The organism is Desulfocurvus sp. DL1XJH-121 (assembly GCF_054819825.1).
The window spans coordinates 35,250-50,837 of sequence record NZ_JBTVWW010000020.1 but is presented as its reverse complement, the minus strand read 5'-3'; the positions used below and the strand labels follow the sequence as shown (position 1 = coordinate 50,837).

General features: G+C 65.4%; 17 protein-coding genes. 10 read left to right on the top strand and 7 right to left on the bottom strand.

Features of this window, described 5'->3' with window-relative positions:
• Positions 1-82: 82 nt before the first annotated feature.
• The 5 genes from ACYYG1_RS13390 to queA form a co-directional block, all read right to left on the bottom strand.
• Positions 83-634 (bottom strand): 2-oxoacid:ferredoxin oxidoreductase subunit gamma family protein, encoded by a 552-nt coding sequence (locus tag ACYYG1_RS13390; protein ID WP_461210830.1) that lies wholly within the window; start codon positions 632-634, stop codon positions 83-85.
• Entirely contained in the window at positions 634-1,401 is a 768-nt protein-coding gene (locus ACYYG1_RS13385) for a thiamine pyrophosphate-dependent enzyme (RefSeq protein WP_461210829.1), read from the bottom strand. Before ACYYG1_RS13385 ends, ACYYG1_RS13390 begins: the two co-directional genes overlap by 1 nt.
• 3 nt (positions 1,402-1,404) lie before the next feature.
• Positions 1,405-2,463 carry a 3-methyl-2-oxobutanoate dehydrogenase subunit VorB gene (locus tag ACYYG1_RS13380; protein ID WP_461210828.1) on the bottom strand — a complete coding sequence of 353 codons (1,059 nt, stop codon included), beginning with the start codon at positions 2,461-2,463 and terminating at the stop codon, positions 1,405-1,407.
• Positions 2,464-2,466: 3 nt separating this feature from the next.
• Positions 2,467-2,691 carry a 4Fe-4S dicluster domain-containing protein gene (locus tag ACYYG1_RS13375; protein WP_461210827.1) on the bottom strand — a complete coding sequence of 75 codons (225 nt, stop codon included), beginning with the start codon at positions 2,689-2,691 and terminating at the stop codon, positions 2,467-2,469.
• A gap of 66 nt (positions 2,692-2,757) precedes the next feature.
• Positions 2,758-3,843, bottom strand: coding sequence for a tRNA preQ1(34) S-adenosylmethionine ribosyltransferase-isomerase QueA (gene queA / locus ACYYG1_RS13370; protein WP_461210826.1), 1,086 nt, complete (start codon positions 3,841-3,843; stop codon positions 2,758-2,760).
• A gap of 174 nt (positions 3,844-4,017) precedes the next feature.
• Between queA and ACYYG1_RS13365 the strand changes: the two genes are divergently transcribed.
• The 7 genes from ACYYG1_RS13365 to ACYYG1_RS13335 all read left to right on the top strand — a co-directional run bounded on the left by ACYYG1_RS13365 (position 4,018) and on the right by ACYYG1_RS13335 (position 10,767).
• Positions 4,018-4,518: a hypothetical protein gene (locus ACYYG1_RS13365; protein WP_461210825.1), complete on the top strand. Its 501-nt coding sequence runs from the start codon at positions 4,018-4,020 to the stop codon at positions 4,516-4,518.
• A 16-nt stretch (positions 4,519-4,534) separates the two neighbouring features.
• Complete coding sequence (coaBC, locus tag ACYYG1_RS13360; protein ID WP_461210824.1) at positions 4,535-5,743, top strand: bifunctional phosphopantothenoylcysteine decarboxylase/phosphopantothenate--cysteine ligase CoaBC; 1,209 nt, start codon at positions 4,535-4,537, stop codon at positions 5,741-5,743.
• Between the two features lie 320 nt (positions 5,744-6,063).
• Positions 6,064-6,462, top strand: coding sequence for a hypothetical protein (locus ACYYG1_RS13355; protein ID WP_461210823.1), 399 nt, complete (start codon positions 6,064-6,066; stop codon positions 6,460-6,462).
• Between the two features lie 70 nt (positions 6,463-6,532).
• Complete coding sequence (locus ACYYG1_RS13350; protein ID WP_461210822.1) at positions 6,533-7,888, top strand: NfeD family protein; 1,356 nt, start codon at positions 6,533-6,535, stop codon at positions 7,886-7,888.
• Between the two features lie 17 nt (positions 7,889-7,905).
• A complete protein-coding gene (locus ACYYG1_RS13345) occupies positions 7,906-8,667 on the top strand; it encodes a slipin family protein (protein ID WP_461210821.1) in 762 nt (253 codons plus the stop codon).
• 64 nt (positions 8,668-8,731) lie between these two features.
• Positions 8,732-9,739, top strand: coding sequence for an NAD-dependent epimerase (locus ACYYG1_RS13340; protein WP_461210820.1), 1,008 nt, complete (start codon positions 8,732-8,734; stop codon positions 9,737-9,739).
• A gap of 260 nt (positions 9,740-9,999) precedes the next feature.
• Entirely contained in the window at positions 10,000-10,767 is a 768-nt protein-coding gene (locus ACYYG1_RS13335; protein ID WP_461210819.1) for a ParA family protein, read from the top strand.
• 37 nt (positions 10,768-10,804) lie between these two features.
• On the opposite strand, the gene ACYYG1_RS13330 is transcribed toward ACYYG1_RS13335, so the two are convergent.
• A complete protein-coding gene (locus ACYYG1_RS13330; protein WP_461210818.1) occupies positions 10,805-11,206 on the bottom strand; it encodes a hypothetical protein in 402 nt (133 codons plus the stop codon).
• 87 nt (positions 11,207-11,293) lie between these two features.
• Between ACYYG1_RS13330 and ACYYG1_RS13325 the strand changes: the two genes are divergently transcribed.
• Genes ACYYG1_RS13325 through ACYYG1_RS13315 form a run of 3 tightly spaced genes read left to right on the top strand, consistent with a single transcriptional unit; the run spans position 11,294 to position 13,792 of the window.
• Positions 11,294-12,256: a ParB/RepB/Spo0J family partition protein gene (locus tag ACYYG1_RS13325; RefSeq protein ID WP_461210817.1), complete on the top strand. Its 963-nt coding sequence runs from the start codon at positions 11,294-11,296 to the stop codon at positions 12,254-12,256.
• 30 nt (positions 12,257-12,286) lie between these two features.
• Entirely contained in the window at positions 12,287-13,363 is a 1,077-nt protein-coding gene (gene rfaE1, locus ACYYG1_RS13320) for a D-glycero-beta-D-manno-heptose-7-phosphate kinase (RefSeq protein ID WP_461210816.1), read from the top strand.
• A gap of 24 nt (positions 13,364-13,387) precedes the next feature.
• On the top strand, positions 13,388-13,792 hold the full coding sequence (locus ACYYG1_RS13315) for a DnaJ family domain-containing protein (RefSeq protein WP_461210815.1): 405 nt from the start codon (positions 13,388-13,390) through the stop codon (positions 13,790-13,792).
• On the opposite strand, the gene ade is transcribed toward ACYYG1_RS13315, so the two are convergent.
• Positions 13,789-15,519, bottom strand: a complete 1,731-nt coding sequence (gene ade / locus ACYYG1_RS13310) for an adenine deaminase (RefSeq protein WP_461210814.1) — start codon at positions 15,517-15,519, stop codon at positions 13,789-13,791. The genes ACYYG1_RS13315 and ade overlap by 4 nt on opposite strands.
• Positions 15,520-15,588 lie beyond the last annotated feature (69 nt).

Genomic DNA, 15,588 nt, shown 5'->3' with positions numbered 1-15,588 from the left:
AGAAACCGTGCGGGGGAGACGGGAGGCGGGCGAGGCGTCCTTTGGGGCGGCCCCGCCCCATGGCGTCAGGTAGTCGGTTTGTCTACATCATCCCGGCCACGAGGTCGGCTCCGGCCTGGATGGCCTCGGCGTTCTTGGGGATCAGGTGCTTGTAGCGCTCGGAGATCACGTCTTCCAGCGCGTCCTGCGCGGCCTTGACCGGCACCACGCCCGTGGCCTGGATGTACGCGCCCAGGATGATCATGTTGGCCATCCTGGTGTTGCCGAGCTCGTCGGCCATGTCGTTGCACGGCACCATGTAGCTCTTCACGCGCGTCTTTTCCACCAGCTCCTCGTCGATGAGCGAGGAATTGACGATCTGCACGCCGCCGTCCTGCATGCGCGGCTGGAACTTGTCCAGGGACGGGCGGTTCATGACGATGGTGCTCTTGGGCGAGCGGATGATGGGCGAGCCGATGTCGTCCTCGGAAATGACCACGGTGCAGTTGGAGGTGCCGCCGCGCATTTCCGGTCCGTAGACCGGCATGTAGGTGACCTTCAGCCCTTCGTGCATGCCCGCGTACGCCAGGAGGTTGCCGATGAGCATGACGCCCTGGCCGCCGAACCCGGCGATGATGACGTCCTGGTACAGCATTATTTCTCCTCCTTTTCGGCCTTGATGTCCTTGTACACGCCCAGCGGGAAGTAGGGGATCATCTCCGTTTCCACGCGCTCGTTGGCCTTGATGGGCGTCATGCCCCAGTTGGTGGGGCAAGTGGACAGGATCTCCACGAAGGAGAAGCCCAGGTCGTCCAGCTGGTACTGGAAGGCCTTTTTCACGGCCTTTTTGGTGTTGTTGATGTTTTTCACGTTGTTCACGGCCACGCGTTCGCAGTAGGCCACGCCGCCCAGCTGGGAGATGATCTCGCTCATCTTGATGGGCATGCCCTCGCGCTCGCGGCAGCGGCCGCCGGGGCAGGTGGTGGTGTGCTGGCCGATGAGGGTCGTGGGGGCCATCTGGCCGCCGGTCATGCCGTACACCGTGTTGTTCACGAAGATCACGGTGATGCGCTCGCCGCGGTTGGCGGCGTGGACGATCTCGGCCATGCCGATGGACGCCAGGTCGCCGTCGCCCTGGTAGGTGAAGACGACCTTGTCCGGGCGCGCGCGTTTCACGCCCGTGGCCGTGGCCGGGGCGCGGCCGTGGGCGGCCTCCACGCAGTCGACGTTCAGGTAGTTGTACAGGAACACGGAGCAGCCGACCGAGGCCACGCCGACGGTGTCGCCGGCCAGGCCCATCTCGTCCAGCGCTTCGGCCACGATGCGGTGGGAGGTTCCGTGCTGGCAGCCGGGGCAGTAGTGGGTCGGACGGTCCACCAGGACCTCCGTGGGCTTGAACATGATCTTTTCTGCGGCTTCCATGGGTCAACCCTCCAGGTTCTTGAGGATGGGCTCTTCCAAATCATCGGGATTGGGGAGCTCTCCGGGCATGATTCCGAAGAAGGTGGAATCGGCCTTCATGCGGATGGCCAGGCGCACGTCGTCCACCATCTGGCCCAGGCTGTGCTCGATGGTCATGAAGCGCTTGCCCTGTTCCGCCAGCTTGGCCAGGGGCTCTTCGGGGAACGGGTACAGGGTGATGGGCCGGAACAGGCCGACCTTCTTGCCCATGCCGCGCAGCTTGCGGACCGTGGACTTGGCGATGCGGCCGATGGACCCGTAGGCGCAGACGATCATCTCGGCGTCCTCGGTCTCGAAGGCCTCGTAACGCACCTCGGCCTTCATGGCCTCGTACTTCTTGCGCAGCTTGATGTTCTGCCCGGCCAGCTCGCCCTCTTCCAGGTACAGGGACTTGAGCAGGCGCTTTTCTCGCCCCTTGTTGCCGGTGAGGCACCAGCTCTCGGCGTTGTCCTTGGGGGGCTCGGGAACCCAGGGGGTGATGGGCTCCTTCATCTGGCCCAAGATGGCGTCGCCCAGGATGAGCACGGGGTTGCGGTACTTGAAGGCTAGGTCGAAGGCCTCGATGGTCAGGTCGTAGGCCTCCTGGCAGGTGCCGGGGGCCAGGACCAGGGTCCGGTAGTCACCGTGGCCGCCGCCGCGCGTGGACTGGTAGTAGTCGCCCTGGGCCGGGCCGATGTCGCCCAGGCCGGGGCCGCCGCGGTTGATGTTCACGATGACGGCCGGCAGCTCGGAGCCCGCCATGTAGGAGATGGCCTCCTGCTTCAGGGACACGCCCGGGCTGGACGAGGAGGTCATGCAGCGCACGCCCGCCGCGGCCGCGCCGAGCACCATGTTGGCCGCGGCCACTTCGCTCTCGGCCTGCACGAATTCGCCGCCCGCCTCGAACATGGCCGTGGACATGGTCTCCGGGATGTCGTTCTGGGGGGTGATGGGGTATCCGAAAAAGCACTTGCAGCCGGCTGCCAGGGCGCCCTCGCAGATGGCTCCGTTGCCCTTGACGAAAATACGGTCGGTCTTGGCCATGACTCAGCCCTCCTTCTTCTTCGTGGTCTTGTAGACCGTGATGCAGAAGTCAGGGCACATCTTGGCACAGGATGCACAGCCAATGCATTTCTCCATGTCTGTGACCTCGATGACCTTGTAGCCCTGGTTGTTGAACCTGTCCGACTGGACAATGATCTCCTCGGGACAGGCCGTGGTGCACAGGAGGCAACCCTTGCACCTGTCTTCCCGGATCTCGATCCTTGACATAGGCGGCTCCTTTTTTTGATGCCGGTTTTGATATTGCCGAAGTGTCTTCGGGGCGGCTCGGTCCGTTCAGGTGATCAGCATGGCATCGCCATAGGAGAAGAACCGGAAACCCTCGAAAAGCGCCTTGGAATACGCGTTGAGAATTTTACTCCGCCCAGCAAATGCGGAAACCATAATTAGCAGAGAAGACTCTGGCAAATGGAAATTCGTTATAATCTTGTCAACAATCTTGAACGTATAACCGGGCGAGATATAGATGCTCGTCCATCCGGCGAAGGCTTCCATCCGTCCTCTGGCCGCAAAGGCCCCTTCCAGGGCCCGGACGGAGGTGGTGCCCACCGCGACCACCGGACGGCCTTCGGCCTTGGCTTCCGACACGGCCCGGGCCGTGTCTTCGGGAACCTCTATGTACTCGCGGTGCATCTCATGGTCGCGGATGTCTCGGCACCTCACCGGCGAAAACGTTCCATAGCCAACATATAACGTGATTTCAGCCCATTTTGCGTTGCGTTCAGACAAGGATTTGCGCACTTCGGGGGTGAAATGCAACCCGGCGGTGGGCGCGGCCACGCTTCCGAGCTTGTTTTCGCTTGCGTACACCGTCTGATAGCGCTCGGCGTCCTCGGGCGTGTCCGGGCGCTTGATGTACGGGGGCAGGGGGTAGTGGCCCAGGGTCTTGAACAGCCCGGCCAGCTCGCCGCGCCAGAACAGGCGCACCCGGCTCTGGCCGAAGTCCCCGCGCTCCTGCACCAGGAGGGAGAAGTTCTCGCTGAAGGTCACCCGCTGGCCGCTCTTGGGCGCCTTGGAGGCCCTGAGCAGCCCCTGCACGTCGGCCCAGTACATGCCTTCGGCGTCGGGTCCCTGGGCCTCGATGAGCGGCAGCGGGGTCAGGATCAGGAATTCCACGCGGCCGCCGGAATCCTTGGTTCCGTAGACCCTGGCCGGCAGGACCTTGGTGTTGTTGACCACGAGCAGGGCGTTTTCCGGGATGTATTGGGCGATTTTCGTGAAGGCGGTGGGCAGGGTTTCGCCCGTCGCCCGGTCCAGGACCATGAGCTTCGATCCGTCGCGGTTTTCGGCCGGAGCCTGGGCGATGCGATCCTGGGGCAGTTCGTAGCGATAGGAATCGAGGAGGAAGTCTTCGGGTATCATGGGGCTCTTTGTATCCTGTACTGAGGGAAGGTGCGGTTTTCCGGGCGGTTTGATGTCTCCGCCGTGTGACGAGGAAATTGCGGTTTGCCGGAACCTCGGGTATGCTTCCGGCCCTGAAAGCAGCGAATCCGCCGCGTCCCGCCGCGGCAAAAGCTTATCTCCAAAGGAGGAGACATGCATAGGATTTTTCTCACCGCCCTGGCAATCGTCGTGTCCCTGGCCCTGGCCGGTTGTCCGTCCGCCCTGCAGCAGCATGACCAGTCCCAGGCTTCGGCCCCGGCGCAGTCCAAGGCCGCGTCCGTGGGCACCTACCAGGAGTTCGACGACGTCCTGATTCCCAACGATCTGGACCTGGTGGGCAAGAATTCCTTCGTCTTCGAGACCCCGCAGTTCAAGACCGGCATCCTGACCTACAAGGGCAAGGTGGACGCCGTTTCCCTGGCCAATTTCTTCGAGACCGAGCTGCCCAAGGACAACTGGAAGCTGCGCTCCAAGATCAAGTACAACCGCACCATCATGGTCTTCGAGAAGCCCGACCGCGACTGCATCATCAACATCATAGACGAGACCTTCACCACATACCTGGAGATCATGGTCGCCCCGCGCAACGACTCGGGCACGGCCGCTCCCAGCGTGGTGGGCGCCCCGCCCGTGGAGGAGAACCTGCCCAAGTAGGGCCGGTCGCACAACCATGCAAGCGCACCTTCGCTTCAGTGGCTTTCTCGGCCGCCGCCTGCACATGGGCGTATGCGGCAGCATCGCCGCCTACAAGGCCCTGGAGATCCTGCGCCTGGTCCAGGGCAGCGGGGCCCACGTCAGCGCCACGCTTACGGCCTCGGCCCAGCGTTTCGTGACGCCCCTGTCCTTCGAGGCCCTGGGCGCGGCCCCGGTGTACGGCGACATGTTCGACTGCCCGGACGTGGTCTTCGGCCACTTGGAACCCGGGCAGGACGCCCACGCCATGCTCGTGGCCCCGGCCACGGCCAACACCCTGGCCAAGCTGGCCCACGGCGCGGCCGACGACATGCTCTCCTGCCAGGCCCTGGCCTTTCCCGGGCCCCTGGTGCTGGCCCCGGCCATGAACCCCCGGCTGTGGAACGCCACGGCCACCCGCGCCAACTGGGCGCAGCTCAAGGAACGCGGCGCCGTGTGCATCGAGCCCGAGTGCGGGGACATGGCCTGCGGCGAGGAAGGCAAGGGCAGGCTGCCGCAGCTGGAGGTCATCTACTGCCACGCTCTGCGGGCCCTGGCGGACCAGGACATGGCGGGCAGGCGGGTGCTGGTGACCCTGGGGCCCACGCGGGAGTTCTTCGACTGCGTGCGCTTCTGGAGCAACCCGTCCTCCGGGATCATGGGCGCGGCCATCGCCGTGGCGGCCTGGCTGCGCGGGGCCGAGGTCACGGCCGTGTGCGGGCCCGTGGACCTCTGGATGCCCCCGGGCGTCAGGCGCGTGGACGTGACCAGCGCCCGGGACATGCACGATGCCTGCATGGACGTGTTCGCGGACATGGACGCGGCCTGCTGCAGCGCGGCGGTTGCTGATTACCGCCCGGCCAGCCAGGTGGAGGGCAAGTTCAAGAAGGGCTCCGGCGGACCGGACATCGTGTTCGAGGACAACCCGGACATCCTGCGCGGCCTGGGCCAGCGCAAGAGGGAAGGGCAGTTCCTCATCGGCTTCGCGGCCGAGTCCGGGGACCTCGTTGCCAACGCCCAGGGCAAGCTTGAGCGCAAGAACCTGGACCTCATCGTGGCCAACAACGTCACGGACGAAGGCTGCGGCTTTGCCGGGGCCACCAACGGGGTCACGGTGCTGGACGCCAAGGGCCGCGTGGAGACCTGGCCCGTGCAGCCCAAGACCGAGATCGCTTGGAGGATTTGGGATTGGATGCTCGGACTCTAGGCCTTCCGGAAAGCCTGCGTTCCTGGGCCAATGCCGGCCTTTCGCACGTGCTGTGCGACCAGGATGTCGAGTCCTTTGTCCATCAAGATGTCATACGGCCCGCAGCACAAGAGCCCGACATGGCCCGGGCCAAGCGCGAGGGCTGGAGCGGGGCCAGGAAGCGGCCCGCGCCTGCCACGCAGGCCTCCGAAACGCGTTCGACGTCGCCTCCCGCCGCATCTGCTTCCGAATCTCCTGCGGCTCCCGCCTCACCCCGGTTCGAGGATTCGGGCGAAGCGCTGTCCGTGTTTCCCTGGGACGCGTTCCGTCCCCGGCTGCGAGTGCCCAGCCGCACCGTCTGGACCTATTGGGACCTCGGGTCCGACTTCGGCGCGCATCCCGACGACGCCCGACGCCAGCTTTTCCGCGACATCCTCACGCACTTGCAGTGGCCCTCCGGGAGCGCCACCTTTTGGCCGCTGACCTTTGAGCACCAGGGCGGGCTCAAGGCCCAGCCCGGCCAGTTCTGGCGCGGCGTGCGAGAGGCCCGGGCCGAGATGGTCATCTGTTTCGGCGAACAGGCCTTCGGCGCCTTGTTCCCCCGCGACACCTTTGGGATCTCCCCGGTGCAGCGCAACGACGTGCTTGTTCAGCCCCTGCCCGGGCCCGAGGTCATGATCGTCGGGGATGTCGAAGCCAAGCGCCTGGTCTGGCGCACCCTGCGCGCCCTTCGTTTCTGAGCGCTTTTTTCCTGTCCATTTCCTTTTGTCTTGCGTATTCTTAGGCCAACACTCTTCTCGGGGGTGCTGCGTGCGGAATACCTTTGTCCTTCGGGCCTGCTGCACGGCCCTGGTGTTCGTCTTTCTGGCGTTCTCGGGCTGGGTCGCGTCTTCGGCCCAGGACGCGGCCCCCGACGCGGGGTTTGTGGTCCTCTGTGGCGAGCTGGACGGCCCCGTGACACCGGCCGCCGAGGACGCCTTGCGCGGCCTCCTGCACCAGGCCGTGGAGCAGGGGGCCCGGGCCGTGCTCGTGCGTCTGGATACGCCCGGCGGCCTGGCCGAGTCCATGCGCGAGATGGTCAAGCAGATCCTGGCTTCCCCCGTTCCCGTGGTGGTCTGGGTGGGGCCCAGCGGGGCCAGGGCCGCGTCCGCGGGCGTGTTCCTGGTGGCGGCCTCCCATGTGGCCGCCATGAGCCCGCAGTCCACCATCGGCGCGGCCAGTCCGGTGTCCATGGGCGGCAAGGACATGGACGCAACCCTGCGTTCCAAGATCGAGAACGACATCCTGAGCCTGGTTCGCGGCGTGGCCAAATCCCGCGGGCGCAACGTGGCCTGGTACGAGCGTTCCGTGCGCGAGGCCGTGAGCGTGAGCGCCGACGAGGCCGTGATGCTCGAGGTGGTGGAGTACGTGGCACTGGACCGCGAGGACCTGTTCAGGCAGGTTGCGGCCCGGGGTTTTTTCTTTCACGGCAAGCGGTTGGAGGTTCCTGCCGAAACCTTGCGCTTCCAGGACTTCGAACCCGGCGTTCGCCACACCCTCCTGTCCTGGCTGCTCAACCCACAGGTCGCCTATCTGCTGCTTCTGGGCGGCATGGCCGGGTTGTTCTTCGAGTTCACCACCCCCGGGGCCGTTTTCCCGGGGGTGTTCGGCGGTCTGTGTCTGATCCTGGGGCTGTATGCCCTGTCGGTCCTGCCCACCAACGCGGCCGGGGTGCTGCTCATCCTCTTCGCCCTGGTGCTCCTGATCCTCGAGATCTACGTCACTAGCTTCGGCATGCTCGGGGTGGCCGCCCTCACGGCCCTGTTCTTCGGTTCGACCATTCTGTTCGACCCGTCCTCGGGGCTGCCCGGGCTGCCCCTGGGGCTCATCCTGTCCACCATCATTCCCCTGGCCGTGCTCATGGGCGGCTGCCTGGTGCTCATCTCCCGGGCGCACAGGGCGCGCCCCGCCCTAGGAGCCCAGGCCATGGTCGGGCTCACGGCCGAGGTGCGCACCTGGCGCGCCCGGGAGGGGGTGGTGTTCGTGCGCGGCGAGCTTTGGCGGGCTTCCTCGGACGCCGATCTGTCGTCCGGCCAGCGCGTGCGCGTGGTGGCGGTGGAGGGGCTGATGCTGCACGTGGAGCCCGCCGCGCCCGATGCGACGGATGCAAACGACAATCAACCTTGAGCTATACGGAGGTTTCCATGTACGTGTATTTGCCTGCCCTGGTGCTGGTGGTCCTGTTTCTCGCCGCCTCCCTCAGGGTGCTCAACGAGTATGAGCGGGCCGTGGTCTTTCGCCTGGGCCGCATTCTCACGGCCAAGGGTCCGGGGCTCATCATTCTTATTCCCGTCATCGACCGCATGATCCGCGTGGGCCTTCGGGTCATCACCCTGGACGTGCCCAACCAGGACGTCATCACCCGCGACAACGTGAGCATCAAGGTCAACGCCGTGGTCTACTTCCGCGTGGTGGACCCGGTGCGGGCCATCGTGGAGGTGGAGGACTTCATGTATGCCACTTCGCAGCTGGCCCAGACGACCCTCAGAAGCGTGTGCGGCGGGGTGGAGCTGGACGAGATTCTGGCCCACCGCGACAAGGTCAACGAGCAGATCCAGTCCATCCTGGACCTGCACACCGACCCCTGGGGCATCAAGGTCAGCACCGTGGAGCTCAAGTACATTGATCTGCCCCAGGAGATGCAGCGGGCCATGGCCAAGCAGGCCGAGGCCGAGCGCGAGCGCCGGGCCAAGGTCATCAACGCCGAGGGCGAGTTCCAGGCTGCGGACAAGCTGGCCCAGGCGGCCCGGATCATCGACGCCAGCCCCGGCGCGTTGCAGCTCCGCTACCTGCAGACCATGCGCGAGATGGCCGCCGAGAGCCAGACGGCCACGGTTTTGCCCATTCCACTTGATTTTTTGCGGTTGAACTGGAACTCTGCGCGGGCGACTGATGAGGCTCTTTGATGTTTCATGTGAAACATGAAAAGCCCCTCTCGAACTTTCATCCTGAACAGGACCGGATACCCGCATGAAGATTCTCGTCACCGGCGCCGCCGGTTTCATCGGCTTTCATCTGAGCAAGCGTTTTCTCGACGAAGGCCACGAGGTCGTGGGGCTGGACAACCTCAACGACTATTACAGCGTGCAGATCAAGAAAGACCGCTTGGCCCAGCTTACCTGCCGCGACGGCTTCCGCCACGTGAACATCAATCTCCAGGACGCCGAGGACATGGACGCCCTGTTCGCGTCCGAGAAGTTCACCCATGTCGTGAACCTCGCGGCCCAGGCCGGGGTGCGCTACAGCTTGAAGAACCCGCGCTCGTACATCGATTCCAATTCCGTCGGATTCTTGAATATCCTTGAGGGTTGCCGCCACAACGAGGTCGAGCACTGCGTGTTCGCCTCGTCCAGTTCGGTGTATGGCCTGAACACGGAGATGCCGTTCTCCGTGCACCACAACGTGGACCATCCCATCAGCCTCTACGCGGCCACCAAGAAGGGCAACGAGCTGATGGCCCATTCCTACAGCTATCTCTATGGATTGCCATGCACGGGGCTGAGGTTCTTCACGGTCTACGGGCCCTGGGGCAGGCCGGACATGGCCCTGTTCCTGTTCACCAAGGCCATCCTCGAGGGCGAGCCCATCAATGTCTTCAACCACGGCAAGATGCGACGCGATTTCACCTACATCGACGACATCGTGGAAGGCGTGGTCCGGGTGGCCAACCACGTGCCCGCCGGGAATCCGGATTGGAATCCCGCGGCCCCGGACCCCAGCTTCTCGCCCGCGCCGTACAAGATCTACAACATCGGCAACAACAACGTGGTCGAGCTTGGCGCCTTCATCGAGGCCATCGAAAAGGAACTCGGCGTCACCGCCAAGAAGAACTACATGGACCTGCAGCCCGGCGACGTGCCCGCCACTTACGCCAATGTTGACGACCTGATGCGGGATGTGGGCTTCAAGCCCGACACCTCCATTGAGGTGGGCATCAAGAACTTCATCACTTGGTACAGGGAGTACTTCAAGGTCTGATCAACCCCCTTTTTGGGGTCGACTCGTTGACACGTCTGGTCGGGGTCCGGTATGTGGTTCTCACATCCTGGCCCCGATCTTCATTTTTCAACTTCCGAAGGTGGCCGTGCACAAGCCGCAGTGGTTCGTTTCCTCTCACTTCAACTTGTTCCTCTTGATGAGGATTTCCGGCCTGCTGCAAGCGGTTCGGAGCTGTTGAAGCCGCACATGAGGAAATTGTTTCCCGTGAAACATGACCGAAGCCTGAAGCGAGGGATACCGTGGCACGAGTGATCGTTATCGCCAATCAAAAGGGCGGAGTGGGCAAGACCACAACGGCGGTGAACCTGGCCGCGAGCCTCGCCGTGATGGAAAAGAATGTCCTGGTGGTGGATTGCGATCCCCAGGCCAACGCCTCCAGCGGGTTCGGTATCTATCCGGAAAATCTGGAGGACAACCTCTACACGGTGCTCGGCGAGCCGGAACAGGCGGCGCGGGCCATCCAGAAGAGCTCCATTCCGTTTCTCTCCGTCTTGCCTGGGCACCAGGACATGGTGGCCGCCGAACTGGACCTGGTGAACCAGCCCAACCGCGAATTTTTCTTGAAGAAGCTGGTGCAGCCCCTGAAGGATTCCTACGAGTACATCCTCATCGACTGCCCGCCGTCTTTGGGGCTCATCACCCTGAACGCCCTGTGCGCGGCGCGCGAGGTGCTCATCCCCCTGCAGTGCGAATACTACGCCCTGGAGGGCATCGCCAAGCTGCTGCAGACCTACGGCCTGGTGCGCAAGCGCCTGAACCCGGAGATCAGGCTCCTGGGGGTGCTGCTGACCATGTACGACGCGCGCAACAGGCTCTCGCATCAGGTCAAGAACGAGATCCGCAAGACCTTCCCGGACTATCTGCTGGAGACGGTGGTGCCGCGAAACGTGCGCCTGTCCGAGGCCCCGAGCTTTGGCAAGCCCGTCATCGGCTACGACATCAAGTCCTCGGGCGCCCTGGCCTATCTGCAGCTGGCGCGCGAAGTGGTGGGCAGAAAAGCCCATTAATTGAATGAATTAGGAAAAAGCGAAACCCGCGTGCGGATCACTCCACAAAGGGTGTTGTTTCGCTTTTGACCCCGTCCTTGAAATGGCGCTTGATGATGCGGGCCTTGCAGGCCTGGCACTGGAAGCTCACTAGGCCGCCGAAGGTGGCGGAGCGCAGGCGGAAGCGCCGGGGGTCGTCGGCCTGCCAGTCGTCGGTGCTGGCGCCGCAGTTTTTGCAGCTGACGCCCTTGTCCGGGGGGTAGGGGAAATCCCAATACTCCAACAGGGTGTTCCAATCGTCCAGGGGTTCCTGGAGTTCGGGCTCGGCCGGGACGTGGCCCGCGGCGGCCCGCAGGATGGGCAGGATCTGATCGGTGATCTGCTCCCAGAGGGCCGGGGAGATGTAAACTCCGGCAAAGGCGCCCTGGTCGTCGAAGAGCAGCGTGTACGGTTTGTCCATGGGTCCCCCGGCTGGTTGAGCAGGATTAAGGATTTGCTTCGAGCGGATTAGATCGAAACGGCAACACGTTTGTCAAGGAGAGCACGTATGGCAGCGGCGAAAAGAGGCCTAGGACGCGGACTGGACGCATTGCTCCAGGGATTCGGCGACGAGTCGAACGCCCCGGAGATCGCCATGGTGCCCATCGGGCACATCCGGGCCAATCCGAACCAGCCCCGGCGTGACTTCGAAGAGGAGTCCCTCAACGAACTGGCGGACTCCATCCGCTCCAGCGGGGTCCTGCAGCCCATTCTGGTGCGCCCCATTCAGGGCGAGGAATTCCTCTACGAGCTGGTGGCGGGCGAGCGGCGCTGGCGCGCCTCGCAGCTGGCCGAGCTGGTCGAGGTCCCCGCTCTGGTCCGTGAACTGGACGACCAGGAGAGCCTGGCCATCGCGCTCATCGAGAACCTCCAGCGCGAGGATTTGAATCCCATAGAGGAGGCCATGGGCCTCAAGCGCCTGCAGGAACAGTTCTCCCTGACCCAGGAGGAGCTGGCCGAGCGCGTGGGCAAGAGCCGCTCGGCCATCGCCAACACCCTGCGCCTGATGCAGCTGCCCGACGCCATCCAGCTGGACATCCGAAAGGGCAACATGACCGCGGGCCACGGTCGGTCGCTTCTGGCCGTGACCGAGGCGGCGGACCAGGAGGAATTCCGGCTGCGCATCCTGGACAAGGGCCTGTCCGTGCGCGAGACCGAGGCCGTGGCCGCCTATTGGAAACGCATGGGCGTGCTGCCCGGCGACGGATCCGCGCCCTCGGCCGCCAAGCGCAAGGCCCCGGCCGCGCCGCCGTCCAAGGAAGTGGTTGACCTGGGCCGCAGGATCAGCCACGTGGTGGGTGCCACGGCGCAGGTGCGCGGCACCATGGACAAGGGCAGCATCGTGCTGGCCTACGCCAGCCAGGACGAATTGGAAGTTTTATTGGAATACCTGGGTGTTGACGAGCCGGAGATTCCCGATCCGCCGGACCATGAAGGGCCCGAGGTTCCGGGCCTGGCCGAGATGCTCTAGGGCGCGGGAAGCGGGCCAAAGGAAGGGCTGATGCCGTACAAGAACGAACTGTTGGGCTACCTGGAAGGCCTCAAGGGCGCCAAGGTCCTGGTGGTGGGGGACCTGGTCCTGGACCATTACGTGGTGGGCAAGGTGGGCCGCATTTCGCCGGAGGCCCCGGTGCCCGTGGTGCACGTGGACGACGAGCGGTTCATCCTGGGCGGGGCGGGCAACGTGGCCCGCAACGTCAAGTCCCTGGGCGGGGACCCGGTGATCGTGGGCGTGTGCGGCCGCGACGCGGACGGCGAACGCATGGGGCGGCTGCTGCGCGAGGGCGGAGTCGCCGCGCACATGGTCTGCGATCCGGACCGGCCCACCATCCGCAAGACGCGCATCGTGGCCCAGAACCAGCAGGTAGTACGAGTTGACTGGGAAAAGACGCACACCCTGTCAACCGCAGTGTTGGAGCAGGTGTTCGATTTTCTGCGCGCCGAGGTGCGCGACGCCGGGGTCGTGATCCTTTCGGACTACGGCAAGGGGCTCATCACCCGCAAGTTCATGGACCGGTTCTGGACCCTGTTGGACGGACTGGACAAGCGCCCGCCCGTGTTCGTGGACCCCAAGATCCGCAATTTCCATCTCTACAAGGGCGTGGACCTGCTGACCCCCAACGCCAAGGAGGCCGGGGAGGGCTCGGGGACCGAGATCCGCGACCAGGACAAGGCCTCGGTGCTGCGCGCCGGGGTGCGCATCTTCCGCAAGCTCGCCTGCGCCAACCTGCTCATCACCCTGGGGCCCGAGGGCATGGCGCTGTTCCAGGGGCCGGACAGCGTGACCCACATCCCCACGGCCGCGCGCAAGGTCTTCGACGTCACGGGCGCGGGGGACACGGTCATCGCCACCCTGGCCCTGGCCACCGCAGCCGGGGTGCCCCTGCCCCAGGCCTGCGCCCTGGCCAACCTGGCCGCCGGCGTGGTGGTGGCCGAGGTGGGCACGGCCTCGGCCTCGGTGGGGGACATCCGCCGCGAGCTGGCCGACGGCTGCGAACTGCCCCCCCTGAAGCCCTGGTTCGGCGGCCCTGAAGGGGACCTGGACGACGCCGGGGAATCCACGGCCGGCAAGGGCTGATAACCTGCCGAAGAGGTTCGGGCCATGGGCTTTTTGAGCATCATCGACGAGGTGGCCGAACGGGCCATCAAGGCCGCCCAGGAGCGCGGGGAATTCGACAACCTGCAGGGCATGGGGCGGCCCCTGGTCCTGGAGGACGACTCCATGATCCCCGAGGACCTGCGCATGGCCTACAAGGTGCTCAGGAACTCCGGGCACCTGCCCCCGGAGATGCAGCAGGAAAAGGACATTCAGCGGGCCCTGGACCTTTTGGAGAACTGCCGCGACGAGCAGGCCAAGCTCAAGCAGATGCAGAAGCTGAACCTGATGATCACCAAGCTGAACATGGGGCGCAAGCGGCCCATTCAGCTGGAGAAAAACGATCTGTATTACGACAAGGTCACCAACCGCGTGCGCGTGGCCGGTTCCGGGGAGGGCGGCGGGACCTAGCCCGCGCTCACGGGAACGAAGGAAAAGGTCCGCACGTCGAACAGCCCGCCGTCCGTGAGCTTCAGGTCCGGAATCACGGGCAGGGATAAAAAGCTCAGGTTCATGAACGGCTGAACGCCCTTAGGAACGCACAACTCGCTGTGAGCCAGGGCGATCATTTTTTTCAGGGTTTCGGCCAGTTCCGCCACGGGCCTGTCGCTCATCAGCCCGGCGATGGGCAAGGGCAGATGGGCCAGCACCCGGCCCTGGCGGACCATGGTGATGCCCCCGCCCATGTCCACTAAGTCGCGCACGGCCACGTGCATGTCCGCGTCGTTGTCCCCGGCGGCCACGATGTTGTGGGAGTCGTGGGCCACGGTGGTGGCGATGGCCCCGCCCGCGAGGCCGTAGCCCGAGAGGATGCCCAGGCCCACGTTGCCCGTGGCCCTGTGGCGTTCGATGACCGCCAGCTTGACCAGCCCAGGGTTGGCCGCCGCGTGGAACAGGCCCTCCGCGTCCAGGACCACGTCCCGCTCCAGGGCCGTGGTCAGGACGTTGTCCGGCACCAGGCCGATGACCCGCGCGCGGGGCGCGTCGAGGCGCAGGGCCAGGTCGTCCCCGGCCAGGGGCGCGGGCCGCACGGTGTGCGCCACCTCGTCGGAATCCAGGGGCTCTGGCGTCCAGAGGCACTCCCCGTCCCGGGCCACCAGTTCGCCCCCCGCATAGACCTCGCGCACGCGAAATTCCGCCAGATCGTCCACCAGGAAGAAGTCCGCCCGATAGCCCGGGGCCACGGCCCCGCGATCAGCGAGACCGTAGCACTGGGCCGTGTTGAGGGTGCCCATGCGCACGGCCCGCAGCGGGTCCAGCCCGTGGGCCACGGCCAGGCGCAGGCTGTGGTCCAGGTGCCCGCGCGCAAGCACGTCCGAGGGCTCGCGGTCGTCTGTGCAGAGCAGGCAGCGCCGTTCGTTGGCCTCGGTCACGCCGGGCAGGAGCGCCACGAGGTTGCGCGTGGCCGAGCCCTCGCGCAGCAGCACGTACATGCCCAGGCCCACGCGCTCGGCAAGCTCAGCGGGGCTGGCGCATTCGTGGTCCGTGAGGATGCCCGCGCCCACGTAGGCCTGCAGGTCGCGACCCGAGAGCCCGGGGCTGTGGCCGTCGGCCGCGCGGCCCGCTTCCCGGGCGAGCCGCAGTTTGGCCAGGACCTCGGGGTCGGCGTTGACCACGCCGGGATAGTTCATCATCTCGCCCAGGCCCAGGACCCCGGGCAGATCCATGAGGGCGGCCAGGTCCTTGGCCCGGAGCACGGCCCCGGCGTTCTCGAAGGGCGTGGCCGGGACGCAGGAGGGCAGCATCACGCGCACGTCCAGGGGGATGCCGCGCGTGGCGTCCAGGATGTAGCGGATTCCGTCCGCGCCCAGCACGTTGGCGATCTCGTGGGGGTCGGCCACCACCGTGGTGGTGCCGTGGACCAGCACGCAGCGGGCGAACTCCCGGGGCGAGACCATGGTGGACTCGATGTGCACGTGGGCGTCGATGAGCCCGGGCAGGAGATACAGCCCGCCCGCGCTTACGGTCCTGCGGGCCAGGAAATCGCCGAACCCCACGACGCGCCCGTGGCCCACGGCCACGGAGGTATCCTGGATCTCGCCGGAAAACACGTTCAAGACCCGGGCGTCGGTGACGAGCAGGTCCACGGGCTCGCGCCCCATGGCCATGTTGATGCGGCTGGCGAGGGAATCGGTCATGGCGAATATCCTGTGGCTGGGGGTTGCTGGGAAAAGTCGATCATGCCCCAGGCCGAAGGAGCGCGCAAC